The sequence below is a fragment of the Thioalkalivibrio sp. AKL6 genome, assembly GCF_000376905.1.
Classification (GTDB): domain Bacteria; phylum Pseudomonadota; class Gammaproteobacteria; order Ectothiorhodospirales; family Ectothiorhodospiraceae; genus Thioalkalivibrio; species Thioalkalivibrio versutus.
On sequence record NZ_AQXS01000008.1, the window covers coordinates 372,701 to 399,032 of the forward strand.

At 63.3% G+C, this 26,332-nt stretch carries 20 protein-coding genes; 9 read left to right on the forward strand and 11 right to left on the reverse strand.

Annotation, left to right across the window (positions count from 1 at the left end; genetic code table 11):
* Window positions 1–59 precede the first annotated feature (59 nt).
* The gene (locus D575_RS0104875) at window positions 60–1,190 is read right to left on the reverse strand and encodes a hypothetical protein (RefSeq protein WP_026182049.1); all 1,131 of its coding nucleotides are present in this window, start codon (window positions 1,188–1,190) and stop codon (window positions 60–62) included.
* 560 nt (window positions 1,191–1,750) lie between these two features.
* On the opposite strand from D575_RS0104875, the gene wecB reads away from it, so the two are divergent.
* Genes wecB through D575_RS0104900 form a run of 4 tightly spaced genes read left to right on the forward strand, consistent with a single transcriptional unit; the run spans window position 1,751 to window position 6,028 of the window.
* Window positions 1,751–2,905 (forward strand): non-hydrolyzing UDP-N-acetylglucosamine 2-epimerase, encoded by a 1,155-nt coding sequence (gene wecB / locus D575_RS0104885; RefSeq protein WP_018144796.1) that lies wholly within the window; start codon window positions 1,751–1,753, stop codon window positions 2,903–2,905.
* Window positions 2,906–2,910: 5 nt separating this feature from the next.
* Window positions 2,911–3,876: a polysaccharide deacetylase family protein gene (locus tag D575_RS0104890; protein WP_018144797.1), complete on the forward strand. Its 966-nt coding sequence runs from the start codon at window positions 2,911–2,913 to the stop codon at window positions 3,874–3,876.
* Complete coding sequence (locus D575_RS0104895) at window positions 3,873–4,868, forward strand: polysaccharide deacetylase family protein (protein ID WP_018144798.1); 996 nt, start codon at window positions 3,873–3,875, stop codon at window positions 4,866–4,868. The genes D575_RS0104890 and D575_RS0104895 overlap by 4 nt, the downstream gene beginning before the upstream one ends.
* 2 nt (window positions 4,869–4,870) lie before the next feature.
* The gene (locus D575_RS0104900; protein ID WP_018144799.1) at window positions 4,871–6,028 is read left to right on the forward strand and encodes a GNAT family N-acetyltransferase; all 1,158 of its coding nucleotides are present in this window, start codon (window positions 4,871–4,873) and stop codon (window positions 6,026–6,028) included.
* On the opposite strand, the gene D575_RS0104905 is transcribed toward D575_RS0104900, so the two are convergent.
* The 4 genes from D575_RS0104905 to D575_RS0104920 are packed head-to-tail and all read right to left on the reverse strand — an operon-like array spanning window position 5,991 to window position 10,486.
* Window positions 5,991–6,638 (reverse strand): GNAT family N-acetyltransferase, encoded by a 648-nt coding sequence (locus D575_RS0104905; protein WP_026182050.1) that lies wholly within the window; start codon window positions 6,636–6,638, stop codon window positions 5,991–5,993. The two genes, D575_RS0104900 and D575_RS0104905, sit on opposite strands and share 38 nt — an antisense overlap.
* A 37-nt stretch (window positions 6,639–6,675) precedes the next feature.
* Window positions 6,676–7,644: a GNAT family N-acetyltransferase gene (locus D575_RS0104910; RefSeq protein ID WP_018144801.1), complete on the reverse strand. Its 969-nt coding sequence runs from the start codon at window positions 7,642–7,644 to the stop codon at window positions 6,676–6,678.
* The gene (locus tag D575_RS0104915) at window positions 7,641–8,876 is read right to left on the reverse strand and encodes a pyridoxal-dependent decarboxylase, exosortase A system-associated (RefSeq protein ID WP_018144802.1); all 1,236 of its coding nucleotides are present in this window, start codon (window positions 8,874–8,876) and stop codon (window positions 7,641–7,643) included. Before D575_RS0104915 ends, D575_RS0104910 begins: the two co-directional genes overlap by 4 nt.
* Window positions 8,873–10,486, reverse strand: a complete 1,614-nt coding sequence (locus tag D575_RS0104920; protein ID WP_026182051.1) for an acyl-CoA ligase (AMP-forming), exosortase A system-associated — start codon at window positions 10,484–10,486, stop codon at window positions 8,873–8,875. Before D575_RS0104920 ends, D575_RS0104915 begins: the two co-directional genes overlap by 4 nt.
* A 204-nt stretch (window positions 10,487–10,690) precedes the next feature.
* Here D575_RS0104920 and D575_RS0104925 point away from each other — a divergent pair, with 204 nt between their 5' ends.
* Together D575_RS0104925 and D575_RS0104930 are read left to right on the forward strand one after the other, a co-directional pair.
* A complete protein-coding gene (locus tag D575_RS0104925) occupies window positions 10,691–12,124 on the forward strand; it encodes a putative O-glycosylation ligase, exosortase A system-associated (RefSeq protein WP_018144804.1) in 1,434 nt (477 codons plus the stop codon).
* Window positions 12,125–12,146: 22 nt separating this feature from the next.
* Window positions 12,147–13,973, forward strand: a complete 1,827-nt coding sequence (locus D575_RS0104930; protein ID WP_026182052.1) for a hypothetical protein — start codon at window positions 12,147–12,149, stop codon at window positions 13,971–13,973.
* 14 nt (window positions 13,974–13,987) lie between these two features.
* Here the strand turns inward: D575_RS0104930 and D575_RS0104935 are convergent, their stop codons facing one another.
* Complete coding sequence (locus tag D575_RS0104935; RefSeq protein WP_018144806.1) at window positions 13,988–14,998, reverse strand: glycosyltransferase family 2 protein; 1,011 nt, start codon at window positions 14,996–14,998, stop codon at window positions 13,988–13,990.
* Window positions 14,999–15,105: 107 nt separating this feature from the next.
* Here D575_RS0104935 and D575_RS0104940 point away from each other — a divergent pair, with 107 nt between their 5' ends.
* Window positions 15,106–15,999 carry a polysaccharide pyruvyl transferase family protein gene (locus D575_RS0104940; protein WP_018144807.1) on the forward strand — a complete coding sequence of 298 codons (894 nt, stop codon included), beginning with the start codon at window positions 15,106–15,108 and terminating at the stop codon, window positions 15,997–15,999.
* A 159-nt stretch (window positions 16,000–16,158) separates the two neighbouring features.
* Window positions 16,159–17,379, forward strand: coding sequence for a hypothetical protein (locus D575_RS14365; RefSeq protein ID WP_155985170.1), 1,221 nt, complete (start codon window positions 16,159–16,161; stop codon window positions 17,377–17,379).
* 290 nt (window positions 17,380–17,669) lie between these two features.
* On the opposite strand, the gene D575_RS0104950 is transcribed toward D575_RS14365, so the two are convergent.
* From D575_RS0104950 to D575_RS0104965, 4 genes are all read right to left on the reverse strand, one after another.
* The gene (locus tag D575_RS0104950) at window positions 17,670–19,235 is read right to left on the reverse strand and encodes an asparagine synthetase B family protein (protein ID WP_018144809.1); all 1,566 of its coding nucleotides are present in this window, start codon (window positions 19,233–19,235) and stop codon (window positions 17,670–17,672) included.
* Window positions 19,236–19,746: 511 nt separating this feature from the next.
* Complete coding sequence (locus tag D575_RS13885; RefSeq protein WP_196799810.1) at window positions 19,747–20,568, reverse strand: FkbM family methyltransferase; 822 nt, start codon at window positions 20,566–20,568, stop codon at window positions 19,747–19,749.
* Between the two features lie 228 nt (window positions 20,569–20,796).
* Window positions 20,797–21,696 (reverse strand): hypothetical protein, encoded by a 900-nt coding sequence (locus D575_RS0104960; RefSeq protein ID WP_231367504.1) that lies wholly within the window; start codon window positions 21,694–21,696, stop codon window positions 20,797–20,799.
* A 73-nt stretch (window positions 21,697–21,769) separates the two neighbouring features.
* Window positions 21,770–23,572 carry an ABC transporter ATP-binding protein gene (locus D575_RS0104965; RefSeq protein ID WP_018144812.1) on the reverse strand — a complete coding sequence of 601 codons (1,803 nt, stop codon included), beginning with the start codon at window positions 23,570–23,572 and terminating at the stop codon, window positions 21,770–21,772.
* 262 nt (window positions 23,573–23,834) lie between these two features.
* On the opposite strand from D575_RS0104965, the gene D575_RS0104970 reads away from it, so the two are divergent.
* Window positions 23,835–25,442, forward strand: a complete 1,608-nt coding sequence (locus tag D575_RS0104970) for an amino acid adenylation domain-containing protein (RefSeq protein WP_018144813.1) — start codon at window positions 23,835–23,837, stop codon at window positions 25,440–25,442.
* Between the two features lie 43 nt (window positions 25,443–25,485).
* On the opposite strand, the gene D575_RS0104975 is transcribed toward D575_RS0104970, so the two are convergent.
* On the reverse strand, window positions 25,486–26,310 hold the full coding sequence (locus tag D575_RS0104975) for a GNAT family N-acetyltransferase (RefSeq protein WP_018144814.1): 825 nt from the start codon (window positions 26,308–26,310) through the stop codon (window positions 25,486–25,488).
* Window positions 26,311–26,332 lie beyond the last annotated feature (22 nt).

Below are 26,332 nucleotides of genomic sequence, written 5' to 3' on the forward strand. Positions count from 1 at the left end.
AGGGCGCCCGGCCGGATACCTCTCCGTTTTCGTATGCGATACCGATGCTCGCAACCCAGTTACCGGCAGGGTGCACAGCCCGGGACACGCGGCCCGACACCGTCCGCTCGTCCGGGGTTGGGCCCCGGCGGCCCGGCATAGGCACCCCAGACTGCCTGCTCGCGCAAACGGCCATTGTAGTCGCGATCCGCACCCGCGACCGGGGCCGAACTCACGCCGGCAGAACGCTCGTGCAGAGCGCCCTCCCGGGGATAGAGATCCAGCGCATCCTGCCCGGCATCCGGTGCCGCCAGATACCGGGCTGCATCCTCGCGCGGCGCGGTGAAATTGTCGCTCCCCGCGATCCCCCCCGAGAGCTGCAGAGGGTCCCCGGCAAACACGGCATTGCCGGCCACCAGCTGGTCATAGGCTTGGTCAGGCGCGTCCACGCGGATACCGAATCCGGCGGCCAGGATCGTGTTGTTCACGATCCGGATCTCGCGTGGCAGGTGGTTGTGCGGCCGCACCAGTACCGCGTCGCCCGTATCGTTCAGGAACAGGTTGTCGTGTAGCTCGATATTCCCCTCGCCCTGAAACAGACGCTCGTGCGGATTCTGATAGAACAGGTTCCCCGCGATGCGATAGCGGTCCTGCGACCCCGGCCCGGCAGGCGGGAAATGCCCCAACAGCAGGTTGGGCCGCGCCCGCCCCCCGTCGCTGGCGCGCTCTGCCTTGCTCAGCAGGTTGTAGCGAATCCGGGTCTCCCGCGGCTCCACCGGCATCCCCGGGATCCCGTCGCGGTCCGTCTGGTGCTTGATCTGGATGTTGTACCCCAGGGTGCGGTGAACGTGATTGTGCTCGATCACGCCAGCGACAAACGGGCTGGTCCCGTCCGGCTGTCCCAGATACATCCCGGTCCCCACGTCGTGGATCTCGTTGTGCCGGATCACCCAGTCCCGGGCGGGCGCCCGCGTGGTGATCCCGGCGTTGCCTTGCGAATGGTCGTAATGACGGATGGTCAGGTGTTCCAGGGTCACGTGATGGACCCCATCACCGCGCGCCTCGGCGACCACCCCGGCCACGGGTTCGCCACCACCATCCAGGGTCAGGTGCCGGATCACGACATGCTCGGCGTCCACCAGACTGATCGTGTTCGCCCCACGCCGCCCGCGCAGGATGGCGGGCTCGCCGTCGACCGGGCCACTGATCACGATGGGTTGCTCCGGCGTTCCGCGCACGCCATGCAGCCGCAGGGCCCGGGGGTAGTCGCCCGGTGCCAGCTGCAGCCAGTCGCCGGGCTCCAGCGACGCCACCCGCGCACGGTAATCTTCCGGACCCGCCCGAACCAGGTTCCAGTCCGTATCCGGCAGCCCTTCGCCGGGGCCACCTGGAGCCGGCGAGGCGCCAGGCTCCGCGGTGGCTACCGATACCCCCTGCAGCAAGACGCACGTCGCCAGCAACCCGCAAAGGCCACGGCACAGCCCGCGATCGAAACGTTCCATCACCGAGGCCTCCCTTGCCGAAAACGCTTACCCAACCCACTTGCCGCACTCAACGATGGCCCCCGGCCACCCTGTTGTCACGCACTACCACCCACACCGGATCTAACGAGCCATTCACGAAGGCCCAGCATGTTTCTGCAGACGCGATAAAGTGATTCAACAGGGATCCCAACCGGGCCTCGCGGACCCATCGAGGATGCCAAGCAGCGCCCGTTGGCGTCGTCGCAAGCGGGCCCCGCCCATGCGCCCACAGGAGATCTCGACAGCCCATGACAAGCCATCAGCAATGCGACATCGTGTGCGTCGTTGGCGCACGGCCGAATTTCATGAAGATCGGCCCGGTGATGCGCGCGCTGGCGAACGCCGGCATCACCGCGCAGCTCGTGCATACCGGCCAGCACTACGATCCGGCGATGAACGAGCGCTTCTTCACCGATCTGAACATCCCGTACCCGGACATCAACCTGGAAGTCGGCTCCTCCTCCCACGCGGTACAGACCGCCGAGGTCATGAGCCGCTTCGAGCCGGTGCTGGACGCTCTGAATCCGCGGGCCGTACTGGTCGTCGGCGACGTGAACTCCACCATCGCCTGTGCCCTGGTCGCGGCCAAGAAGGGGATCGGCGTGATCCACGTCGAGGCCGGGCTGCGCAGCTACGATCGACGCATGCCCGAGGAGATCAACCGGGTTCTGACCGACCAGATCTCCGATCTCCTGTTCACCACCGAAGGCCATGCCATCGACAACCTCGCGCGCGAGGGGATCGATCGCGAGCGCGTCCACTTCGTCGGCAACGTGATGATCGACACCCAGCTCCACAACCTCGAGCGGGCCGTGCCCTGGGACGCATCCCTGCAATCCGCGGGTATCGACCCGGCGCGCTTCGCCCCGGAGGGTGCCTACGGCGTGCTGACCCTGCACCGTCCCTCCAATGTCGACGACCCGGCGATCCTGGAACGCCTCATCGCCACTCTCGCGACCATCGCCCGCGAACTGCCCCTGGTGTTCCCGCTGCACCCCCGCACCCGCGACCGGCTGCAGGCCTCCGGGCTGGACCACCACCTGAGCGAGGCGCCCATCGCGGTCCTGCCGCCGGCCGGCTATCTGGAAATGCTGGGCCTGATGAAGGACGCGCGAGTCGTGCTTACCGACTCCGGTGGCATGCAGGAAGAAACCACGGCGCTGGGCGTACCCTGCATCACCCTGCGGGAGAATACCGAACGGCCCATCACCATCGACGAGGGCACCAATGTCCTGGTCGGACACGACCCGAAGCGTCTGCAGGCCGCCTTCCGCGACGTCATGGACCATGGCAGCAAACAGGGCCGCGCCCCGCAATACTGGGATGGCCGCGCCGGCGAGCGTATTGCCTCCGTCATCGCCCAGTGGCTGGGGCACGAGCCGCGCGCCCGCGCCACGGGCTGACCCGCATGCTGCTGCGCTCGCTGCTGTCCCTGATGTCGCCCGGCGGCTCCCGCGCGCGGCTGTCCATCCTGATCTATCACCGCGTCCTGCCGGCACCCGACCCGCTGTTGCCCGGCGATCCGCACGCCGATGATTTCCGCTGGCAGATGCGCCTGCTGGCCCGCTCCATGAACCCCTTGCCGCTGGACGAGGCCGTGGACCGCCTGCAGGCCGGTACGCTGCCCGCCCGCGCGGTCAGCGTCTCCTTCGATGACGGCTACGCCGACAACGCCGAGGTCGCCCTGCCGATCCTGCGCGAGGCGGGCGTGCCGGCCACCTTCTTCATCGCCACCGGGTATCTCGACGGCGGGCGCATGTTCAACGACACCCTGATCGAGACCGTACGCCGCCTGCCAGCAGGACCCATCGACCTGACGCCGGAAGGTCTGGGACAGCGGCAGCTGGACACCATCGCCGACCGGCGGGAGTTGATCCGCGCCCTGATCGGCCAGTTCAAGTACCAGCCCGCCGAGCAGCGCACGGCCGGCACCGAGGCACTTGCCCGGCGCTTCGGACTGAAACTTCCTGACGACCTGATGATGACTCGCGCCCAGCTCCGCGAACTGGCGGCGGCGGGCATGGGGATCGGCGGGCACACGGCCACCCACCCGATCCTCACCGAGGTGGACGCCGCCACCGCGCGCGCCGAGATCCAGCGCGGCAAGGCCGATCTGGAGACCCTGCTGGACCGCCCGCTGCGCCTGTTCGCCTACCCGAACGGCCGCCCGGACCGCGACTACGCCGCCGAGCACGTGCAGATCGCGCGCGAGTGCGGGTTCGATGCCGCCGTCTCCACCGCCGCCGGCACCGCGCGCGCGGCTTCCGATCCGTTCCAGCTCCCGCGCTTTACCCCCTGGGACCGCACGCCCCTGCGCTTCGGCCTGCGCCTGGCCCGCAACCTCGCCGAACCCCTGGAACGCCGCGCCGCATGACCACCCGTGTCCACATCACGGTCGACACCGAGTTCAGCATCGGCGGGGCCTTTGCCGACCCGCAGGGCCGGCGGCCGATCGGCCCGCCGTCCGTCTACTGCGAGCGCCATGGTCGCTCGGAAGGTCTGGGCTATCTTCTGGAGACCCTGGAGCAGTACGGCATTCGTGGCACCTTCTTTGTCGAGACCCTGAACACCTGCTATTTCGGAGACGAGCTCATGGGGGGCATCGCGCGCGAGATCGCCGCGCGGGGGCATGACGTGCAACTCCACCTGCACCCCTGCTGGACGTACTTCGAACAGCCGAACTGGTCTCAACAGCTGCAGACGAATCCGCCGAACGATGACATCACCCGCCGCAGCGAGGACGAGCAGGTTCGGCTGATCCGGATGGGCCAGGACACCTTCACCCGCTGGGGCCTGCCCGCGCCCACGGTCCTGCGTACCGGCGGGCTCAAGGTCGGGCTTGGCGTCTACGCGGCGATGCGCCGCTGCGGCATGGGGATCGCCTCGAACATCGGCCTGGCGATCTACCGCCCGCGCGAGCCCGAGCTGCACTTGTTCACCGGGCATCACGATATCGACGGCATACGCGAGTTCCCGGTCACCACCTACACGGACTTTTGCCTGCGGGGCGAGCGCCACTACAAGACCCTCACGATCACGGGATGCTCCTGGCCGGAGACCCGGACCGTCCTGAAAAAGGCCCGCGAACAGGGCGTATCGGATGTCGTGGTCCTCACCCACCCATTCGAGTTCGTGAAGCACCGGGGCGACGCCGCCCGGTCGCCGACCCTTGATCGCGTCAATCGTCACCGCCTGAAGCGACTGTGCAAATTCGTCGCGGAACAGCCCGGTCTGGAGGCGGCCTGCATGAGCACACTCGGAAACGAGCCGGCGGCCCCGCATGAAGACACCCTCGATGTCCCCGCCTACCGGGCTCTGGGGCGCATCCTCGTCAACCGCCTCAACCACGCCTCGGTCGGGGTGTGAGCATGGCCCGCTCCCCCAGCGCCGCCGCGACCCAGCAGACCGATCGTGCCCGCGCAGCGAACTGGGTCCTGCGCCAGGCCTCGCCGGGCGAGACCTTCACGCCCCCGGCGCCGGGCACGATGATGGAGCATGACCCGGAGTGGCTGCTCGCCATACGGCACCCCGGCCACGGCAGCGTGCTGCTGGCCGAGCGGGACTCCCGCCAGTTACCCATCTATGTCCACGACGGGGCCCTCAGCTTCGTCCTCGGTGGCATGGCCCTGAGGCGCATCGAGATCCGCCGCCATGTACTCACCGGCAACCTGCCCGACTGGTCGCAGGATGACCTGACGGCCGTCCTCGGGGAGCTGAAAGGCCACCTGGACCGGCGCGGCGTGGTGTTCCTGATCGGCGTGGTCGAAGGCGAACCCCTCTGGCAGGCGCTGCAATCGGCCGAGCTCCGCCGTCACTACCACGTACTGCAAAGCGGCGAGACGGACACGCGGCGTCTTGCGGACCTGTCAGGCACCTTCGATGCGTATCTCGGCTCGTTGCCACGCAAGGCCCGCCAGGACATCCGCCGCAGTGAACGTCGATTCAGCGAACACTTCGGTCAACGCGCACGCCTGGATGTCTTCTCCCGACCGGAAGAGATCACGGCGTTCCTTGATACCGTCGAGCCCGTATCGGCCCGCACCTACCAGAGCCGTCTGCTTGGACTGGGGGTAAAACGGGGGCACTGGATTGAGCGCATGTTGCAGGCCGCCGCCGAACGCGGCTACGCGCGATGTTACGGCTTGTTTGTGGACCAGAAGCTGGTCGCCTGGAGAGTCGGCTTTGTCTTTCAGGGCACCTATTTCAGCCACCACATCGGCTACGACCCGGACTGGTCCGAATGGCATCCGGGCATTGTCTTGCAAGCACGGACCCTCCAGGACCTCTGTTCGCTGTCACCAACCGTCCAGCGTGTCGACATGCTGCATGGGGACAACGCGGCGAAACGCAAACTCTCGAACCAGTCGCGCCGCGAAGGCAAGTTCTACCTGTTCCCCCGAAACGTGCGGGGGACCCTCCTCTACACCTCGCTGGGCAGCTTCAACAGGCTCTCTGACACCCTCTCTGCGCTCGCCGCACGCCTGAAATTCAAGGACCGGATCCGGAGGGTTCTGCGGCGGGTTTGAGGCGCGTGACGCCGAACCCCCGCCGGCGGGTACCGGGGGTGGCGACAAGGCGTCCGGACGTGGTCGCGACAATGATCCCCGCCGGCCGCCAGCCTGCGCGCCGGAATGCCCGGCGAGAGGCAATATTGGTGGAGCGGACATGACAGTACGCGCGCCCGTAGCCTTCCCGAAACAGCGTCTCGCAGGCATGCCGCACCAGTGCCTGGGCGTGCCCCCGCCCGCGCTCGGATTCCGGCGTGTACAGGAAGGAGACAAAGAACGCCTCGGCCGGCAGGGAGAACCGCAACGGAATCGGCGTGGAGACATCGAATGCGCCGAACTGCACATTCAGCTGCGACACGATCCGTCCGCCCGTCTCCAGCGCATGGATGCGCCCGCCCTCGCGCAACAGGCGCCGGGGTGAGCGGCCGGTGTGTCCCGCGATCGACCGGGCCTGATCCTCGGGCAGACCGTCGAACCCCGCCACATCACGAAACTGGTGGTAGCCGACGTCCGGTGCCCCCCCGTGCGGACTCCCGTCCGTGGCGTCCGCGCGCAGTTCGTAGAGCCAGTGGACCTGGAGACCGGTCAGTCGCTTGAGCAGCCACAGGGCGGATGCCTCGAACATCATCGGTGACAGGCGCAGTCGGCGCACGAGCGAGCGCCCCTCAGCCTGCTGCCGCCGCCCGGGCACGGCGCTTGGCCCGGCCCTTGAGCTGCAAGCGGCTCAGGACATCACTGGCCAGACGCGAAAGCTCCGTGACTGCCAGATACGAATACACCAGGGCACGGTTACGCCAGGACGGGCGCAACAGGTACACGTCGGCGCAATAGCGGGAGTCCTTCCCGAACAGGGACTTGTGCGCGCCTTCCCCCGGGCTGAAATCGAACAGGGCGAAGCGCTCCTCGTGGAACAGCGCCTCCAGCACCAGCCACTGCAGGACCGTGCCGGGCGACAGGTCGGCATGCTCCTGCAAGTAGCCGAGGAATGCGTAGCGCAGAATCCCGTCGTCGATCGGGCAGTACAGATAGGCAATGGGCTGCCCCTGCAGAAACAGCAGGTACCCGCGCACCCGCCCCTCACGGGCTCGTTCCACCAGTTGCTCGACGAACGCCTTGCCTCCGGGCAGACCGGCATCCAGCAAGCGCTCCTGATAGGTCCGGGCGGACACCTCGCGGGCAAGGCGATGAAATTCCTGGATCCCCTCCGGCGTGTCGTATTGCCGCCAGTCCACCGCGCCGCCGGAGGCCTCCGCCAGCTTGCGCACCTTGCGGCGCATGCTCGAGCGGGTCTTGGCGGTGAACCGTCCCTGATACGCGTCCCACCCGGTGGTCAGATCAATGAAGTGACGCTGGTATTGCCGGGGCACGAAACGCAACCGGCCACCAAATCGCGAGACACGGGGCAGGGGCGCCTCCACCGGCATGGAGCGGATCAGGCAGTCGTCGTCCGGTGCGGCCGCCAGGATCTCTTCGGCATGTTCGGCACGGATCCGGGTAAACGGGAGCTGCAGCACCTGCATCGTGCGCACCGGCTCCGCCAGGGTGCGATACCCGAAGCGGAAAGGCAGATACACGGTCTGCCGCTCCAGCGGCAGGGCCGAGGTATCCGGGGGCACGGCAATGGCGCCGTTCACACCAGGACCTCCACCGGTTCCGGGTGGCTGAGGAAGCGCGTGGGGCTCGCGGTGTAGCCGTAGGCGCCCGAGTGGAAGACCACGATCAGGTCACCCACGTCGGCGCGCGCCAGTTCCATCTGCTGGGCCAGCACGTCCAGCGGCGTGCACAAAGGGCCCACCACGTTCACGACCTCGCGCTCGGTACCGCGCACGCGATTGCCCACCACCACCGGATAGTTCTTGCGGATCACCTGGCCAAAGTTGCCGGAAGCGGCAAGGTGGTGATGCAGGCCACCGTTGGTGACCAGGAACACCTGACCGCGCGACTCCTTGCGGTCAAGGACCTCGGCCACGTAAATGCCGGCCTCGCCCACCAGGTAGCGCCCCAGTTCGAGAATAATCTCCGCGTCCGGAAGCGCATCCCGCACTACAGGCAGACGGCCTTCCAGATGATCCGCGACCGGCCCGAGATCCAGCGGTTTGTCGCCCGGGAAATAGGGGATGCCGAAGCCACCGCCGATGTTCAGCATCTCGACCGCCCCCGGGGCGGACTCGGCCAGACGCAGGGCAAGCTCGAACGTCTGCCCCTGCGCCTCGACCAAGGTCTCCGGTCGCAGGTTCTGCGAGCCGGAGAAGATATGGAAACCGCGAAAATGCAGCCCGAGTTCGCCAATGCGGGCCAGCAGGTCGGGGACCCGTTCGGCATCGACCCCGAAGGCCTTGGGTCCGCCACTCATGCGCATGCCGGAGCTCTTCAGCTCGAAATCGGGGTTCACCCGGACCGCGACCCGGGCCTGATACCCGGTACGCGCAGCAATCGCGCCGACCCGCTCCAGTTCGGTGGGAGATTCCAGGTTGATGGTAATCCCGGCCGCGACGGCGGCCTCCAGCTCCGGCACCGACTTGCCCGGTCCGGCGAAGCTGATATCAGCCGGGCCGGTCACGGTATCGAGAGCCACCTGCATCTCGCGCTGCGAGGCCACGTCGAGCCCGTCCACCTGCCCGGCCATGTGTTGTACGACCGCCGGCATCGGGTTGGCCTTGATCGCGTAATGCAGCGAGAGGCCATCCGGCAGGCTGCGACGCAGCAGCGCGACCCGGCGGGTCATTGCGTCCCGGTCATAGGCATAAAAGGGGGTCTGTCCGATACGCGCGGCCAGATCCACGAGCGACTGCCCTCCAAGCTGGAGGCAGTCGTCCACCACGCTGAACTGGTCCATCGGGCTGTGGTCGGGGCGGGTATCGTTCACGCCGGCACCCCTTCCCGGAACAGGTCGCCAAACTCGCTGGCAAGCGCCTTGCGGTCGATCTTGCCGTTGGCGTTGCGCGGCAGTGGCTCGGTGCACAAACCGACATGCGCCGGCAGCATGAAACCCGGCAAATGGGGGCGCAGCGCGTCGATCAGGTCATCCGCCCGCAGCCCCGGGGCCTGCGGCAGGGCCACCAGCACGATCGCTTGCCCCAGGCCCGGGTGTTCCACCCCCAGCGCGGCGGCCTCCGCCACCAGCCCTGTGGCATAGACCGCTTCTTCCACCTCGTTGGGGCTCACGCGGTACCCGGAAGTCTTGATCATCTCGTCACGGCGCCCAACGAAATAGAGGAACCCATCCGCATCCATGCGTACCGTATCGCCGGACCACACCGCCATCTCGGTCAGTGGCACACCGGGCGGTTGGCCCGGCGCAGGGCGGAAACGCTCCGCCGTGCGTTCCGGATCGTTCCAGTACCCCATGGCGACCAGCGCACCCCGGTGAACCAGCTCGCCCGGCTCGCCGGGGGCGCAGGGGCTGCCGTCCTCGCGCACCACCTGGATCTCCGCATTGGGGATCGCCCGGCCCATGGAGCCGGCACGCTTGTCCAGCTCGGCCGGCGGGAGATAGGTGGAACGAAATGCCTCGGTCAATCCGTACATCAGGTAGCAATCGGTGCGCGGAAGTTGTTCGCGCAGGGCCGCGAGTGTCTCCTTCGGCATCGCACCGCCAGAGTTGGTGATATAGCGCAGGGAGGCGCGTGCCGCTTCCGGCCATTCCAGGCGGGCGAGCTGGATCCACAGAGGCGGGACGGCCGCAAGGCCGGTGATGCCGTCGCGCTCCACGGCCCGGATTACGTCGCGCGGCAGCAGGTAATTCAGCAACACGGCCTCGGCCCCGATCCGGAAGGCGGTGGTCAGCTGGCTCAGGCCATAGTCAAAACTGAAGGGGAGCACCGCGAGGATGCGGTCATCCGGCCGGTTGTCCAGATAGGTCGACACGCTCTGTGCGCCCGCGACCATATTGCGGTGCGAGAGCACAACCCCCTTGGGGCGTCCGGTACTCCCGGAGGTGTAGAGGATCGCGGCCATGTCGGTATCGATCACCCGGTGCCCGCTCAATCCATCGCGATCCGGCGCGGCGTCCCAGGCGTCCACTCGCACATGCCCGACCCCGGCATCGCCCGAGTCCTGACCCGAGTCCTGGCTCGGCTCCTGCCCCACCACCAGCACCGTGTGCAGGTCGGGGCACCCGGCGAGAGCCGCACGCAGTGCCGCCAGGCGGTCCGCGGAAGTCACCAGGATGCGCACATTGCAGTCGCGCAGGATGTGCGCCACCTGTTCCGCCTTGAGTAGCGGGTTGACCGGAACGAAGACACCGCCGGCGCGAGCCGCACCGAACAGGGCGTGAACCGTCTCCGGCCGCTTTTCGAGGTAGACCGCGACGCGTTCCTGACGCTCCAGGCCGCAATCCAGCAGGCGCGAGGCCGCGCGCTCGATACTGGCCGCCAGCGTCGCATAGTCCTCGACGCCATCCCGATGGCGCAGGGCCGGTACGGCCGCCGAGCGCTCGGCTTGCATCAATACGGAATCGTGCAGGAGAAAGGACATTCGGCGCCAAGGGTGTCGGGGACTGACGGGTCGATCATACCCCACGCACTTCGCACCGCTGGCTGCGGCCTGGCCACAGCGTTAGTAGTCCGTTCGTCGGCCCGGCCTTACATGCGTCTCGCCGCGTGTAACATTCGAAAAGACGCGCCATGAGCCATCCCTTTTCCGTCCGTCCCGGCCACAGCGGCGCGAGGTTCGAACTGCATGCGTGATTACCTGCTCGCCCTGATCGTCGTCGTGCTCGTTCCCCTGATCGTGCGCTACGCGTGGATCGGCATCCTGGCCTGGTTCTGGGTCGGGCTCTTTGCGCCCCAGTGGCATGCGTGGACCTTCATGCGCGGGGCCCCCCTCGCCACCTACCTGGGCGGGGCGACCCTGGTCGCACTGTTCCTGGCAAAGGATCGCAAGCCGTTTCCGTTCACCCGCGAGACGGTGATGCTGTTCGCGCTGGCGGCGTATTTCGCGATGACCAGCCACTTCGCGGTGAATTCCAGTGGCGCCTGGGACTTCTGGATCCACTTCATGAAGATCCTGCTGATCACCTTCATCACGCCCCTGCTGATCTACGGCGAGCGCCGCATTGTCTGGCTGCTGCTGGTGATCACCGCCTCGCTCGCCTTCTACGGATTCAAGGGCGGCATCTTCGCCCTCCAGACGAGCGGGGCCCACATGGTCCTTGGGCCCGTTGGCTCCTACCTTTCCGGCAATACCTACATCGGCCTGGCCATGCTCATGGTGCTGCCACTCATCCTGGCAAGCGCGCGCATGTTCCATCACCAGTGGGTCGACCTCGGATTCGACCTGCTCCGTCGATTCTCGCGCCCCATTAGCTGGTTCCTCTACGGCGTCTTCTGGCTCACCGCCATCGCGATCCTCGCCACCCACTCGCGCGGGGCGTTCGTGGGCCTGCTCGCGATCGTGCCCCTGCTCTTCTGGCACATGCAGAAGAAGTGGCTGATGGTCGGCGTCGGCTTTTTCCTGATAGCGGTGGTGGGCGTGACCGCACCGGAGCCGCTGGTCGAGCGCTGGCAGACGATCGAGACCTACGAGGAAGACACCTCCGCCATGCAACGCATCCAGTCCTGGGGCGTGGCCTGGAACATGGCGATGGAACGCCCCCTCACCGGCATGGGGTTTCGGAACTCAGCTCTCGGTTATGACTGGTGGATGGGCTATGCCAATTTCGAGGGCAGCTGGCGCCACGTACTGTCTCCCCACAGCGTGTATTTCGGGATCCTGGGACAACACGGGTTCGGAGGCCTGGCCGTATTCCTGCTGCTAATGGCCTTCACCTTTCACACTCTCAACCGGGTCCGGCGAACGGCGCGCCAACGGACAGGAGAGATCTGGCTGTCGGAGTACGCCTGGGCCCTGCAGATTGGGCTCGTAGGCTATCTGATATCCGGCATCTTCCTGGATGTCGCCTACTTCAACCTGCTGTATGCCTTTATCGCCCTGGCCGTCATCATGCGCAGGGAACTGGAACAGGCCCCACAAGCGGCCACGGCCCCGGCATCCGATCCGCCCACGGAGCCAGGCCTCGCCTCCGGCCCCGATCCCGACCCCGAACCAGTCCGCGCAGACAAGGACACGGTGATGTCCGGCACCCTGATGGGGCCGTCGTCGCCCAGGGTTTAAGTCGATTGTGATTACCGACCTGATGGGGGCCACACCAATCATCCCTTCCTCCGCGCCTGCGGCTTCCGAGTTGGGCCGGTGTCTAGAGACGCTCGCCACTGCACTACGTACTCACATCCGGCCCGGCTCTGGCTTGCACGATCCAGTTGATGAAGCCCCTACACCCGCAGATCACTACGGCCAAACTGGTGCCGCCCTCGCGCTTGCAATCCAGGATGGCCCCGACTCGCGAATGTGGCGGTACCCCCTGGAGGCGTGGGAGGCCCTGCCCGCGCGAAAGACCGGGCACGCCCCGTTCAACCGCTTCCTGCTGAACCTGCTCGCGGAACACCTCGAGCGATCCGGGGCACCGGCAAGCGAAGTGGCGCACAGCAGGGCATTGGCTCAAGGCTGCAAGTTGACGCGCCGCTACCCATCCAACAATTGGACCTTGCTGGCCCGGCTGTGCGAACTGCAGGAGGCCAACGGCAAGGCCGAACCCCGGGCGCATGCGCGCCTGCGCGGACTCCTTGACCGCTGGACAACCCCTTCCGGCGCCTTCGTTGATTACCCGGCCCGCCCCGGCACACCGGCACGCGGGGCCACACCCGCGGCCTATCATCACAAAGCGTTGTTCGTGGCGGTCATGGCCGCGGAGCTTGGCGAACCGGAAGCATGGCGGCCCACCATCGAGCGCCTGCTGCGATGGAGCCTCTACGTGTGGGACGGCCACGGCCATGCTGGCGGCCTCGGCCGGAGCAGCCATGCGCTCTTTGGAGATGCCTGTCTGGTAGCGAGCCTGCTACTGCTCGGGGCCGCAACTGACGCACACCAGGACACCGCATCCGGACGGATGTTGAGCGGCCTTCTTGGGCGCTGGTCCGACCAGATTCGACCCGATGGCTTCCTGGCACTGAACCCCGCCGATACCGCCAGTTCGGGCACAGGCTGGGACCCCTACATGCATCTGTCGGTCTACAACGCCTGGGCCGCGGCCATAGTCGCATCGGCGCGCTGTCGCACGAACCGCCCTGATCGCGAGCATGCCGTCTACCTCGATGCGCTCGAGGCCGCACAGCCAGCCCACACGGGGACCGAGCTTCTCCGGGCTGGAACACCGTCTGCTACCGTTGCCCTGGTCGCTACCCACGGGCAGCCTCCACAGGCCTTCAGCCGCGACGCCGTGGAGCTGCGCTATGCCGGTGGCGTGCCATTGCACGTGACCTGGCAGGGGAACGTGCTTTGTCCCGCGCCTGCCCGAATACCCGTAAAAGCCCTGCTGGACGCTCCCGCCCTGGCGGGCTGGACGCCCGTGTTCCTGATTGACGACCGCCTGTTCGGACTCACTGACTTCGAACAGTGCGAAAACGAGGCTTCGGAAGAACGCTTGCGAGTAACGCTCTCGGGACACCCGCGCCCTTTGCTTCGCCTTGCCGACACAAGCCCCCCGGCGCGAACCCTGGCCGCACTCGACTGGCGGTTGCTGGATGGCGCGTTAGGCCGGCGCGCCGCCCTGCGGAGAGCGCCATACCGGGACGTCGTCGGCACTGTCACCCTGATCATTTCCCTGAAGAGGCCTTGCATCGTGCAGCGCCTGAACCTCGAATACGGCGGTCGGCAGACGCTCACCCTCCTGAACCCGGGCGGACACGCTGTCACCGACACGCGACGGGTGCATCGCCGGTTCAGACAAGCCGTGAACGGAGCCCAGCGCGACTGCTCATCGGGCGACTGGCACGAGACGCCCTTGCCCTCCGCCATTGCCGGTGGCATGGGGTTTTGCCAGAGCCCCGCAAGCATCCTGAAAGGCACTTACATGTCCGAACTGACACTCGAATGGCCCAGTCGGCACCGGGACGCGCCATGCTAGCCGCCCAACATCGCTTACGCCGTTGGCCGCCCACCCTTTTGTCCAAGGCGTCCGAGGGCAAGGCGCAGAATGTTCGGCAAGAACAGGCCAGCCCCAAGCGGATCTCGACGCAGCGTCGCCCTCACCAAAGACCAGTCCAGGGGTTTACGGTGCCTCAGCTGGTGCAAGACGGCCGCGACGAAAGAACGCCGCGAGTCCGCCAGCTGCCCCCGCACAAATGCCCGCTGCTTCCCATCCAGCCGAATCTCTTCAAGAACCATGCGCGCGAGCGCGATGTAGTTGGATGTCAGGCGAAGATAGCCTTCCGTCTTCCAGCCCGACTTGTCGAAGATATTCACGCCCTCGCCTTCGTCGGCATAAATACGGGGCGAAAATGCCACGCGTCCGATCGATTGCCCCAGGGTCAGTTTGAACAACCGGTCCTCACCCTGAAAAAGACTCTCGCGGAAACGGACATCGGGAAACCGGTCAAGTCGGTACGCCATGGTCGTGGGACCAATGATATTGGTTCGCCGAACCAAAAGGTCAAAGAAATCCCCAACGTATTCGTACAAGTCGTGTTCCGGATCCACCACGCGGTGCTCCTCGGGACAGATATTGTCGTTCCGAGTATCCGACCACTGGAAGCGCGATGTCGGGATTCCGGTTCGTCGACTGTTTCCCACAAAGATGTCGAATCCTTGGTCAAGGGCTCGCACAGCATCTTCCAGAAACGGCCCTATCCATTCGTCATCGGAATCCAGAAAGGCGACATGGCGGGTGCCTGGAGCGACATGCTCGAGGCCCCTATTTCGGGCAGCCGCTGGCCCCGCATTCTCCTGGTGAATAACCTCGACCGGACAATCCTCCAGGAAATCGCCGATCTCCTCCTCGGCTGGAAGTGGCGACCCGTCATCGACCACCAGGACCTCTATGTCAACTCCCGCGGCGTTGTCCAGAACCGAACGCACGCACTGGCGCAGAAGTCCCCGCTTGCGCTGGAAATACGGTATGACCACTGCAATCTTCGAAGGGCTCACGGACAATTTGATATCTCCACGACGGGGACCGAAAAGCTGCCTTTTGACACCTACATCCCTCTAATACAACCCCAACATCCGGGGCGCTCCCCTGGATTGTGCTGGAGCTCGAGATGTATCTCTATAGCTATCGTAAACGACCCAACTTTGGCGACGCTCTCAACGACTACCTTTGGCCACGTTTCATCCGAACGCCACTGGAGGCTGAGCCAGGCTCCAACGAGGTGTTTGTAGGCATAGGGACGTTGCTCAATGAGCGCCTGCCCGCCTCGGGCGTTCTCCACATTTTCGGCAGCGGCCTCGGCTATGGAACGGTCCCAGCAGAAGCCGTCGCGCGCTGGACGGTGCACTTCGTACGGGGCCCCTTGACCGCCGCCTCTCTGAACCTGGACCCGAAACTCGCCATCTCTGACCCCGGCATCCTCCTCCACCGCACCGAAGACCTCAACCCGAAAAAAGATATCGACTGCGCCTTCATGCCGCATCACGCCCTTTTCTCCGAACGAATGCGCCAGCTTTGCGAGCAGGCCGGCGTTCATTTCATTCATCCGGAAGCCCCTTGCGACAGCGTAATCGATCAGATCGGCCGGTCCCGCAAGCTCATCTGCTCCGCCATGCACGGCGCGATCACCGCCGAAGCACTCCGTGTTCCGTGGCTCCCCGTGATTACAAACCGACAAATGCTACTGAGCAAGTGGCACGACTGGTCAGCGAGCATGCAGACTGAAGTCCACTTTCAGAAGCTTCCGACGATATGGTCTCACGCCAACCGGTATCCCCATGGTTGGGTCCTTGCGAAACTCAAGGGAAACACCTTTTCCCGAAAAATGAAACAACTCTCACGGAAAGGTAATTTCCAATTGGGGCCCGATCGCATTCTTCTGGATCGCATCCAGCGCATAGAGAACAAGATCCACGACTTCAACTCACAGATATGCAGCGAAGTCGACGGCGCCGAACAACCCCCGAAAGGCGCCTCTAAATTAAAGGCGGATTGCGCTAAATAACCCCCCCTCAAACAAAGACGCCATTCCAAACCAAGAAACACCAGATGCTCGGACGATAGAAACTACAATACACGCGACCGACCCCGACACGCTGCGCAAGCACAAACAAAAAAGGGCGGTTTCGATTGAAATTCAACACCACCCATGGGGACGACCGCCATGACCATCTACGTCGAACGAACGGAGCAACGGGAAGAAGATGGCTGGGCCATTTTCGAAACAGCAGTTCGCCATCCACAACTGCCGAACAGCCTTTACTTCCGTACGTTCAGCCGTTATTCCGGCCACATATCCGAAGAATCCGACGCGCCCGCGCTAGCCCTCCTGATGCCCGCCATGGCTTTAGGTGAAGACATACACCTCTCCACAACCGTGTCCGAGAAACTTCTCCGGAACCTTAACGGCCCAATTCAGACCATCCTCCTCGCCATTGCCCCCTACCTAACACGGGTGAAGGTGAAGGCGACCCCCGCGCCACGCACTCCTCACCATGGGGACGGGCTGGTTGCGACGGGATTTTCTTCCGGCGTCGACTCCTTCTGCACCCTAACGCAATACCATCGTGCGAACGCGCCGCAGGGCTTTGCGCTATCCTTTCTGACCTACAACAACGTAGGATCGCAAACCAAATCCAACACAAAAGAGTTCCTCGAACGATATAACCGCCTAAAACCAAAGGCCTCCCAAGAGGGGCTCGAACTTGTTCCAATTGACTCGAACATGGAAGAATTTTTCAAAGTATCTGATGAACTCGACTTCGTTCAGACACATTCCGTACGAAACAGTGCGACAGGACTCCTTTTCCAACAGCGAACGTGCCGATTTCTATACTCGTCAGCCTACCCGTACGACGCTACATTCGTTGGAGAAACGCGTCTGATCGCGCGCGCAGATCCCGTTTTACTACCCCTTCTCGGAACCGAATCCATCGAAGTACTTCCGGTTGGTGGCGAACTCACGCGGGTGGAGAAAACGGTGGCCCTCGTAGAGAACCACACGGCTCGGACAGGCTTGGACGTATGCCTAATTAATGAAAGGGGGGAGAACTGCTCGCGCTGTGAAAAATGCATGAGGACACTCCTTTGCCTTGAAATCACAGGAAATCTCGAAAAATTCAGCGAATCGTTCGATCTTAAAGTTTATGAGAAGGAGCGAATTCGATACATCGCGAGAACCATTCGAGGACAAAGGACTTACGATAAGGAGCTACGAGATGCGATGAAACGGTACCGGTTTCGAGCCCCGCTAAAAGCGCACCTCATCGCAAGTTCCAGGGTTATCGAAATGCGATACAAGATACGGCAAACAAGGCGGCTGGCTCAGCATACAATCGGTGCCATTCGGCGAAGATTGGGTAACCAAGCGTCAGCCAACAGCTAACCGAGCTTCACCGGGGAAGTCGTAGAGTATTTTAAACATCTAAAATCAGACAGATTATTTTTCCCGCGTCTAATTGCACACCATACGTGAAAGTGTTTTTATGTCGCGCAGGAGTGAAAAAACATAGTTCCGGAAAATTGAACGCAGGGTGAGATTGGCAATTTACGGTTACGTTGGTCCGTTGAAAACGCAACCCCCTCCCCCGGCAGAGCAGCAGGGCCTATGGACGCCGAGCTTGTCCCAGGGAACGCTACCCTGTAGGAGATCATCAACAAATCTCTGAGTTCGGCTCAGAGACCATGGATTCCGCCCGCTGCCCGTTCCATTTCTAGTCTTCTTAACAATGGCTGAAGATACCAAAGCTTCCCTGGATGCCGGGCAACAGAAGAACGTGCCAGCATTGCCGCGAAGCGCCCAGTCCTCACTAGACGGGAACGCATCAGCCCAGGGTTTCTGGCCAGATACAGTAGTGTCTCGCGCGCCGCCTTGCGGTAATACCGATCGAGATCACGCTGTCTCGGTGGCGTCGTGCTTCGAGATTCATAAGGTACGTGCGCGTATTCCGGGTAGCTGCGGCGAATTGTCTCGTCATGCAATCCCTGGCGCGCGTAGGCAGGGTTCAGCCCCATCAGAAAGTCGAACAAATCATGGTCGAGAAACGGGCAAAATACCGTTTCGACATTTCGCAAGAGACCAAAGGGAATGAGCCCGATGCATCGACGAGTGCGATTCCAGAAGACGAACGAGAGCAGTGGATTCGGTGCACTGCAGTGTTGAGCCAGCTCCTCGGCCAAGCGGTCGATTGCCACCGAGCGCGAAATCCGTTTTTGAAAGTCGGCCTGAGAACATGACTGAATAAACTCCTCATTTCCTGATTCGCCCAACAGCTGCTCAGCTAACCGTGATGTCTGGCCAGAAACGAGTAGCTGCTGCTTCTGCTCCGTAAGCGTATGTCCTGCCGACAGCACGTCACCTCCAATGCCGTCGTAAATACACTTCGTCTCACGATGCGAAAAATAGCTGGCCAGGGCTTCAAGCCAAGTGTGCCCACTCGCGCAGAATTCGGTCCGCTCAATATCCTGCAGGGTTGCATCGAGATAAGACGGGGGATAGTCCACCTCGTCATGCGGCTGACCAGCGGCCCGTGCGAGATCGCGTGCAATGATCCGGTCCTCGTCATCGATCGGCGGGTACCCCTGAACCGTCACGGCTCTCCCCGGAGCATGGCCCTGAGCCAGTAACTCTAGAAAGATATGGCGTGAATCCCTGCCCCCGCTGAGTGCCAGATCAAATCCGCCATCGGGAGGAACCCTGCGGCTGATGGCTTGCGCGAACAGGCCGGCATACTGGTCGACGGCCTCGTCAAAATTTCCCACCTTGGGCGCTACGTTGGATGCCCCGGAAAAACGCGGTTCCACGGAAATCTTTCCCTTTGCCCAGATAAGCCGTACGCCCGGGGGCAAAACCCTCACGTACTCGAAGGGGGTATCGTTCGCTAGGAAGATTCCCAGCCTCTGAAAAACCGCCAACGCCCCGAAGTCGAGTGTTTTGGGGAAGGTGCCTGCCAGCACATGCCGAATCGACGGCGAAATCCGTATCTCGTTCCCCCATGTGCTGTAGAACAATGGATACATCCCGTACCGATCGTTTTCTACGATCAGCCTTCTCCCGTCCCAGTCCCAACGGCCGAAGACTCCGTCCATTTCTCTACCGAGACCGCGGTCGAGCTCATGACCCAGACGCACGTGCTCTTCCCCCTCAATGCAAACACCCGACGCGGTGCTTCGAGCGACGAAATATGGCTCGGGCCTGGGTTTGCTCTTGCAAAGCCGAAAGTCCAAAGGCTCCTGCTTCATAGAAATCACCTCACGGGCAAGAAAGGCCCACGTCGCCTTTGCTTCCGCTCGCCCAAACACGAGCCACAACCGAATGAAGCAGCTGACTCCACGATTGCTCGAACGTCTGCATAGAAGAGGCAGCCCGCCCATGGAAACGTTTTAACCAAGCGGGGCAAAGAGCTTCCATCCGCTTGCAGCTTCGCAGAGAAGCCTTCACATCGATACCCCGATCCGTGAAGAACCACCAACCGAAAGAAGAGTCGAGACGAACAATCGAGCTATGGCACACCGTAAGGATCCACACTAATCAAGTCCTCCTCATACGTGCGCGACTTTAGTTCGAGAGCCTGGCACGGAACGCCGCGAATCCGCCACGCTGCAACCCTTTACCCGCTAGAGCAGGGAGAGGCTCTATTCGCAGCGGATCCACTCTGCCGTGACCCCGAACGTGACCCCGAAGCCCGAACGAGCCCCTAAACCGAACCACACATGGATCTAGGTACATCATCATGTTCCAAAGGACCGCCAACTACTTCTCCGCATGAACATCCCGATGCGCGCCACTACCAATGTCCGTGAACTGCTTGAATCCGATATTTTCCAACTTCCGTCTTAGTTCAGGAACAGACACCCACCTCTCATCCACCTCATACACGATATCGGATATGCGAGGACAAAGTTGCGTCGATTGAGCAATCGATGAAATCACTGAAGGCTCATGCCCTTCAACGTCGATCTTTACAAATATTGGGAGCATCTCGCCACTCACGTACTGCTCCAAATCAGAGAACTCGTGCAGCTCGACGACCTCCCCCTTCTGCCCGTCACTCCAGCGCTCTAAACTACTCGCGCCGCTATGGTTGGGATTGGATGATACCCTCGCATTACCACGACGATTACTGATAGCCCAAGGCAGCGCCACCACGTGAGCCGACACGCCATTCAAGATAATGTTCTTCTTTAGGGTTTCAAAAGTATCCTTTATCGGCTCTAACGAGATCGCCTTACGACACTGAGGGTTCCGAGCCGCAAGAATACTATAAAGCCCTTGGTTGGCACCGATGTCAATGAAGAAAAACGGTGAGTCCTGTTCAGACAGAAGGTCCGCGAGGCCGGTACCATAGGCACCGTTCACATAAAACCGAAACGTCAGGTCGCGCCAATTTGGAGCAAAGTCTACGCCGTATGGGCTACCCACCTTTTTGACACCGACCCAGTCACACCAACGCTGACGCCAACTCGATCGGACTTCAGTACGCAGCATTCGAAAACGCCAACGAACAGAATGGATGACACCCATCAGTCCGTATTTACGATGCGTGGATAGGCTGCGGGTCCAGATGTTTTTCATTTTGGAATGCATCGTCATTAACCAGCGCGGATGTTAGGCGTTGAAGGCGTTAAAAAGACCAGAGCCGCTACGCAATGCAGAAATGGACTTGCCCCACGGGTTGGATCACGCATTCATAGAAATCGAGTTAAATTCACATAAGGTATGCAAAGCAGCACCCCACAAGGATCCGGTATGGTCTTGGTGCCCCCCCCTGTGGGGTCAATCTTCGGGCCATTTCCATGCGGGTCAGTCCCGGAGAAACCGAGTAAGCCCCAAACGGCCACATACCTCGAGCAAGTCGTAGTTGTGCAGCAAATTCCGACTCAAGTCGCGGCGGACGTCCATTGGACCTTGTGGTTCGTACAGCTTGTTGCCGATACGGGTGCAATGGCCCTCATGCAGCGATTTGGCACGAATGGGTTTAACCTTCCCCCCGCACCGTTCGTTCCAAGCCAGGATACCGCCCCCGTGATCCCAGCTGTAGGCTCGCCGTGCGACGCGTTCCCTTTCGTCGTCGGGGCCGTTGGGATGATCGTCTATCCACTTCCACCAGCCGCAGCCATTGGCGAATTGATCAGCGCTGGCACCTCGGGTGGTACACCCGATCAGCTCCCAGAAACGCCCCCTTTTGCCGCTCGGGATCCGGCGAAACCAGCGGTTTCGGACGTCCACGGCCGCAGTGGCTCCATCTGGCAACTGGCGGAAACGCTGGGCCAACTCTCGGAAGAGCGGCTCACGGACCAAGAGATCGGAGTGCCAAAAGGCTAGCCGAGGGGCAAACAGGTAGACGAGTTCCATCGGGAACGCCATGTGGAGCATGGGGAAGTCGAGGCCGGCGTTAAAATCCACGAGAATCGCGCCCTCCACTAGGGGAGGCTCCCCCACGCGTGGATCAAAACCTACCACAGGGGTCCAACCGACTGATCGGACCATCCTTTGCTGGACCAAACACCATTCGTCGGCCACATTCCAGCAAAGCCATGGGTAGTCCACCCCTTCCAAGGCTTTTGCCCATGGTCCTTCAGCCAGCGCTTGCGCGGCCCGCAACTCATCTGCACAAATGGCACGCCAAACGCCTTTCCCCGCTGCATATCGGCGGCCTTCGGGATCGTCCTGGTACAACGTTTCCGTGCTCAGCACTCCCATGGACTGCTAACCCCTTTGACTCGCCATTGATCGCTTACTCCATCCAAGCGTAAGTCGGAAATTCACCTGCGACTCACTCAATCCCGGCCGCAAGCTGGTGAAAGAGCGTTCCGGCGCTCGACAGTTCTTCATAAGAACCGTCCTCCGAAATGCGGCCCTTATGTAACACGTAGATCCGGTCACAGGGCTTCACGGTGGTAAGCCGATGCGCCACCAAGATGATCGTCTTGGCTCCGGAGAGATTGTGGATTGCTTCCATCACCGCCCGCTCAGTGGCGTTATCCAACGCGCTGGTAGCTTCATCAAATAGGAGCACATCGGGGTCGCGATAAAGGGCGCGAGCGATACCAATGCGTTGCCTTTGCCCGCCGGAGAGGCGAGTGCCACGTTCGCCGATGACGGTTGCGTAACCGTTCGGGAGCTCCTGGATGACGAATTCGTGCAGGTTAGCCAGGCAAGCAACTCGCTCCACAGCTTGCTGGTCAATCTTGTCTTCCGGAACACCCAGGGCGATATTAGCTGCCACACTTTGGTCAGCGAGAAAGATGTGCTGCGGGACGTAGCCCAGGGCTGCCTGCCAGCGACGGATGTTGGCTCGTGTCAGGGGTTCGCCATCGATCAGGATAGTGCCCTGCTCGGGTTCCAACAGACCCAGCAACACGTCGACCAGGGTGCTCTTTCCGGCACCGGACGAGCCCACGAATCCGACCGTGGTTCTGGCGCGAATCTCCAGAGAGATGTCTTTCAGAGCAGGGTGCTCGTGTTCGGGATACCGATAGGTGAGACCTTGCACCTTGATGGACCGAGTCGGAGCCAGCGGAGCGAGTCGATCGTTGCGCGAAAGGGGAGGCGTACTGTCAGAGAACTGGCCAAGGTCCCGAAGAACGCTGTCGACCGCGGCCGCATTGAAACGCAACGAAGCGACCTGCTGGAAGATCTTCTGAAACGCCGGGATCAACTGGCGTCCGGCCAGCGCGTACAGGCCGATCAGGGGCAAGGCCTGAGCCAGCCCACCGTCCCCCGCCATCAGATAGAGCACCAGGACGAGAACCCCGCCGAATGCAATCGCCTCGATCGCGTATTGCGGGAGGCTCTGCAGCAGGACCGCATTCGCCTGGTGACTCGCAAACCGCTTGGATGGTTTCCGGTACCGCTCCAGGTAATCACGCTCCCGCCCCAAAAGACGGATCTCCTTGGCACCGGCAAAGGCCTCGGCCGCGGCCGTGAAACGCTCGCGATTGGCCTCCACGCGGTCCAGGCCGATGCGGTTCAGCCACGTCCGCGACGCCACATAAATAACCGCATAGATGCCACCGAGGCCAGCCGCTGCGATCAAAGCCAGCCAGGGCTGCACCACAACCAGAAGTGCAATGATGAAGGCCGCGAGTAACAGCTGGCTCACGAGCTTCAGCGCGGGCATCAGCGCGCCATTGATCGCCTGGGTGGTTTCCTGCAGTACCGTTTTCGCCAGATCACCGGAGTTTCGATTAAGGAAGAACGTGAACGGACGGCTGAGGTAGTCCCCCATCAGGCGCCGGGAGAGCTCGTACTGCTGCATGTGGGTGAACCGCGTAATGGCCCACTGGTTGAATGCCTGAAGCGCGGTACCGGTCATGAACAGAACAAAGGCCGCAAGACCCAGGAAGTACAGGAAGCGACCGGTCGACTCGAAGCCAAGCCATTCGTAGGCGAAGCGCAGCATCTCGTTGTCATGGACCATGCCCGGATCGGACAGTACCGCCAGAAACGGCATGACCGAGGCGATGCCGGCGGTCTGCATGAACGCCGTGGCGATCATCAGGATCAGCAGCAAGACGACCTTGCCGCGATCGCGGGGGTCGAGCAGGGCATTCAGCTTGTACAGGGTTTGCAGCATGGTTTCGCCGAACCGGGATCCTTCGCACGAGGGGCCGTGTCGCGGCCCCGTAGACAACCGCCATCAGGCGGCCGTTAGCCAGGCCTGGTGGCCGGCTTCTCGTTTGGATTGTACGAGATGGGGCGTTCGCGGATGCTGCGCTGAAGGCACCGTGGACGTGCCTGGGCACGACTGGCCAGATGAACCGCCGGTCCGGGCCGACCCAAAAACCCCCGGGAGCCGCAGCAGTAAAGGGTTCCCGAGGAGAGCGAGGACTGCATCCATGCCAAACGCCAGGATAACGAAGGGTTTACTGACCGGCTTCCTGCGCTCCGTCGAACGCTTCCCGGAACGCCCCGCCCTGGAGGTCGAGGGTCGTGCCCTGAGCTACGAGGAGCTGTTCGCGGCCGGCGCGGATATTGCGGACACGCTGCAGCAGAGCCCGACCGGGCCCGGCCGGGTCGGCGTACTGGCCCAGCGCTCGCTCGCGATGTACCGGGGGATTCTGGGCACCCTGATGGCCGGCCACACCCTGGTTCCCCTGAACCCCGGGTTCCCCACGGAACGTACGGTGGCCATGGCCGAACAGGCCGATCTGTCGGCGCTGCTGGTGGATACCCAGGGTCTTGAACGGCTCGATGAACTGCTGCAGGCATTCTCCCGGCCGCTCCTGATCCTGTTACCCGATACGCAGCGGCTTGAGGACCTGCAAACGCGCTGGCCCCGACACGACGTCCGGGTGGCCGGCGATTCCCCTCGGCCCGCGGATTGGGCGCCGGCGGCCGTATCCCCGGATGACCTGGCCTGCCTGTTCTTCACCTCCGGCAGCACGGGCGTTCCCAAGGGTGTGGGGGTGCTCCAGCGCAACGCAGCCCGTTTTGTGGAGATGTCGCAGGAGCGCTACCGGGAGTTCGGCATTAGCGAGACGGACCGCTTTTCGCAGTTCTACGACATCACCTTCGACTCGTCGATGTTCGACCTGTACGTGTCGTGGGCGTTTGGCGCCTGCCTTTGCTGCCCCTCCGCGAAGGAGTGGTTCAACCCCAACCGCTACATTGCGGACAAGGCGCTCACGGTCATCGACATCACCCCCTCGGCCGGGCACGGGATGAATCGCCGCAACGGCTGGGCACCGGGACGCTTTCCGGACCTGCGCCTGTGCCGCTTTGGCGGCGAGGCCCTGTCGGCGGAGCTGGCCGAGGCGATGACGGCCGCCGCCCCCAATGCCATTGTCGACAACGCCTACGGTCCCACCGAATGCACGGTGGATGCCTGCTACTACCGCTGGGACGGGGAGCGCTCGCCGGCGGAATGCGAGCACGGCATGGTCCCGATCGGCTATCCGGGCAACCAGGTGGGACTGCGCGTGGCGGACGAGACCCTGCGGGAGGTGCCGGTCGGGGCCGAGGGCGAACTGCTGATCAGCGGCCCGCAGGTGACGCCCGGCTACTGGAAGGACCCCGAACGCACGACGCAGGCCTTTGTGCACCTGGAGGATGGGCGCGTGCACTACCGCACGGGGGACCTGGTGCGTCGCCCGCCCCCGGGCGAACCGATCATCTTTCTCGGGCGCCTGGATCACCAGATCAAGATTGGCGGGGTGCGGATCGAGCTCGGCGAGGTGGAGGCCGCACTGCGCGAGGCCGCCGGCACGGACCAGGCCGTGGCCGTTGGATGGCCACGAACGGAAAGCGGCGCCTCGGGGATCGTGGCCTTCGTGGTCGCGGAAGATATGGACGAATCGGCCATACGCGACCGACTCCGCCAGCGACTGCCCACGGTGATGGTGCCCCGGGCCATCCACTCGCTGGACAACCTGCCGCTCAACGCCAATGGCAAGGCCGACCGAAAGGCACTGATCTCGACCCTGGAAGAGACGGCGACCCCGTAACCACGAGGCTGCGCCGAGCCTCTGGCCAACGTCTGTTTCCAGGCTACGCCGGCGCGACCACTCCAGGCACAGCCAGGTACGTATGCCGGAGATGCAACACCTCGAACCCCTTGCGGAGGTGATTTTGATAGGACGGGTCCGGCCTGTCCGGTGTCCCCACGGCGGTATCCGTGATCACCGACGTACACCCGTGCAGCGACGCGTCCCTGAGGCAAGCGGAGATGAGCGCCCCATGCAGGCCACGTCCACGGTAGTCCGGGCGGGTTGCTTCCCACCCGGCCCAGGCCACCCCGTCCCCGAGATACAACAGGCCGGTTGCCACCACCGTTCCATCGTCGAGCGCCAGCCACTGACGCCATTTGGGTGATCGCGGCAGTTCCGCCAGAAGGGCCTTTGCCTCCTGCGGCACGGAGAACGCATCCACCGCCAGCGCGGCGCCGGCATCTTCGTCTTCTGGCCGCCAGGGGCGGATCTCGAGATCGCTCTTCCCCTCGGGGACGTCGCGGCTGGCCCGCATCAGGACCGCAGATGCCGCCCCCCGGCGAATCCTGCGATCGCGTAGCCATTGGAGAACAGACTCCGGGCGGGCATGAGGGCTGAGCTCGATTGCCCAGGGAAGGTCATGCTCGGCGTACAGGGCCGCTAGTTCATCAATATGGGCCTCGGTTGCCGGGCCTGAGACGCCCAGTCCCAGCACCCGGTTAAAGACCAGCATCTTCTTCAGGCCCGGGGCGATCAGGGCAACATGCGTCCCGCTGCGGACCGCTCGAAAGCCCGGGATGCCCGCACTTTCGGCCAGCTGCATCATGCTCTCGTAGGCCTCGGCCTCGACCCGCTCGGCCTGGGCGGAAGATGGATCTTCAGTCATGGCACCTCCTCCTGTCTCCGGC

Bases quoted from the DNA above. Each gene is read 5' to 3' on its own strand.
- D575_RS0104970 (WP_018144813.1), top strand. From the start codon at position 23,835: ATGCCAAACGCCAGGATAACGAAGGGTTTACTGACCGGCTTCCTGCGC.
- D575_RS0104925 (WP_018144804.1), top strand. From the start codon at position 10,691: ATGCGTGATTACCTGCTCGCCCTGATCGTCGTCGTGCTCGTTCCCCTG.
- D575_RS0104965 (WP_018144812.1), bottom strand. From the start codon at position 23,572: ATGCTGCAAACCCTGTACAAGCTGAATGCCCTGCTCGACCCCCGCGAT.
- D575_RS0104900 (WP_018144799.1), top strand. From the start codon at position 4,871: ATGGCCCGCTCCCCCAGCGCCGCCGCGACCCAGCAGACCGATCGTGCC.
- D575_RS13885 (WP_196799810.1), bottom strand. From the start codon at position 20,568: ATGAAAAACATCTGGACCCGCAGCCTATCCACGCATCGTAAATACGGA.
- D575_RS0104895 (WP_018144798.1), top strand. From the start codon at position 3,873: ATGACCACCCGTGTCCACATCACGGTCGACACCGAGTTCAGCATCGGC.
- D575_RS0104920 (WP_026182051.1), bottom strand. From the start codon at position 10,486: ATGTCCTTTCTCCTGCACGATTCCGTATTGATGCAAGCCGAGCGCTCG.
- D575_RS0104940 (WP_018144807.1), top strand. From the start codon at position 15,106: ATGTATCTCTATAGCTATCGTAAACGACCCAACTTTGGCGACGCTCTC.
- D575_RS14365 (WP_155985170.1), top strand. From the start codon at position 16,159: ATGACCATCTACGTCGAACGAACGGAGCAACGGGAAGAAGATGGCTGG.
- D575_RS0104975 (WP_018144814.1), bottom strand. From the start codon at position 26,310: ATGACTGAAGATCCATCTTCCGCCCAGGCCGAGCGGGTCGAGGCCGAG.
- D575_RS0104890 (WP_018144797.1), top strand. From the start codon at position 2,911: ATGCTGCTGCGCTCGCTGCTGTCCCTGATGTCGCCCGGCGGCTCCCGC.
- D575_RS0104950 (WP_018144809.1), bottom strand. From the start codon at position 19,235: ATGAAGCAGGAGCCTTTGGACTTTCGGCTTTGCAAGAGCAAACCCAGG.
- D575_RS0104905 (WP_026182050.1), bottom strand. From the start codon at position 6,638: ATGATGTTCGAGGCATCCGCCCTGTGGCTGCTCAAGCGACTGACCGGT.
- wecB (WP_018144796.1), top strand. From the start codon at position 1,751: ATGACAAGCCATCAGCAATGCGACATCGTGTGCGTCGTTGGCGCACGG.
- D575_RS0104930 (WP_026182052.1), top strand. From the start codon at position 12,147: ATGGGGGCCACACCAATCATCCCTTCCTCCGCGCCTGCGGCTTCCGAG.
- D575_RS0104960 (WP_231367504.1), bottom strand. From the start codon at position 21,696: ATGGGAGTGCTGAGCACGGAAACGTTGTACCAGGACGATCCCGAAGGC.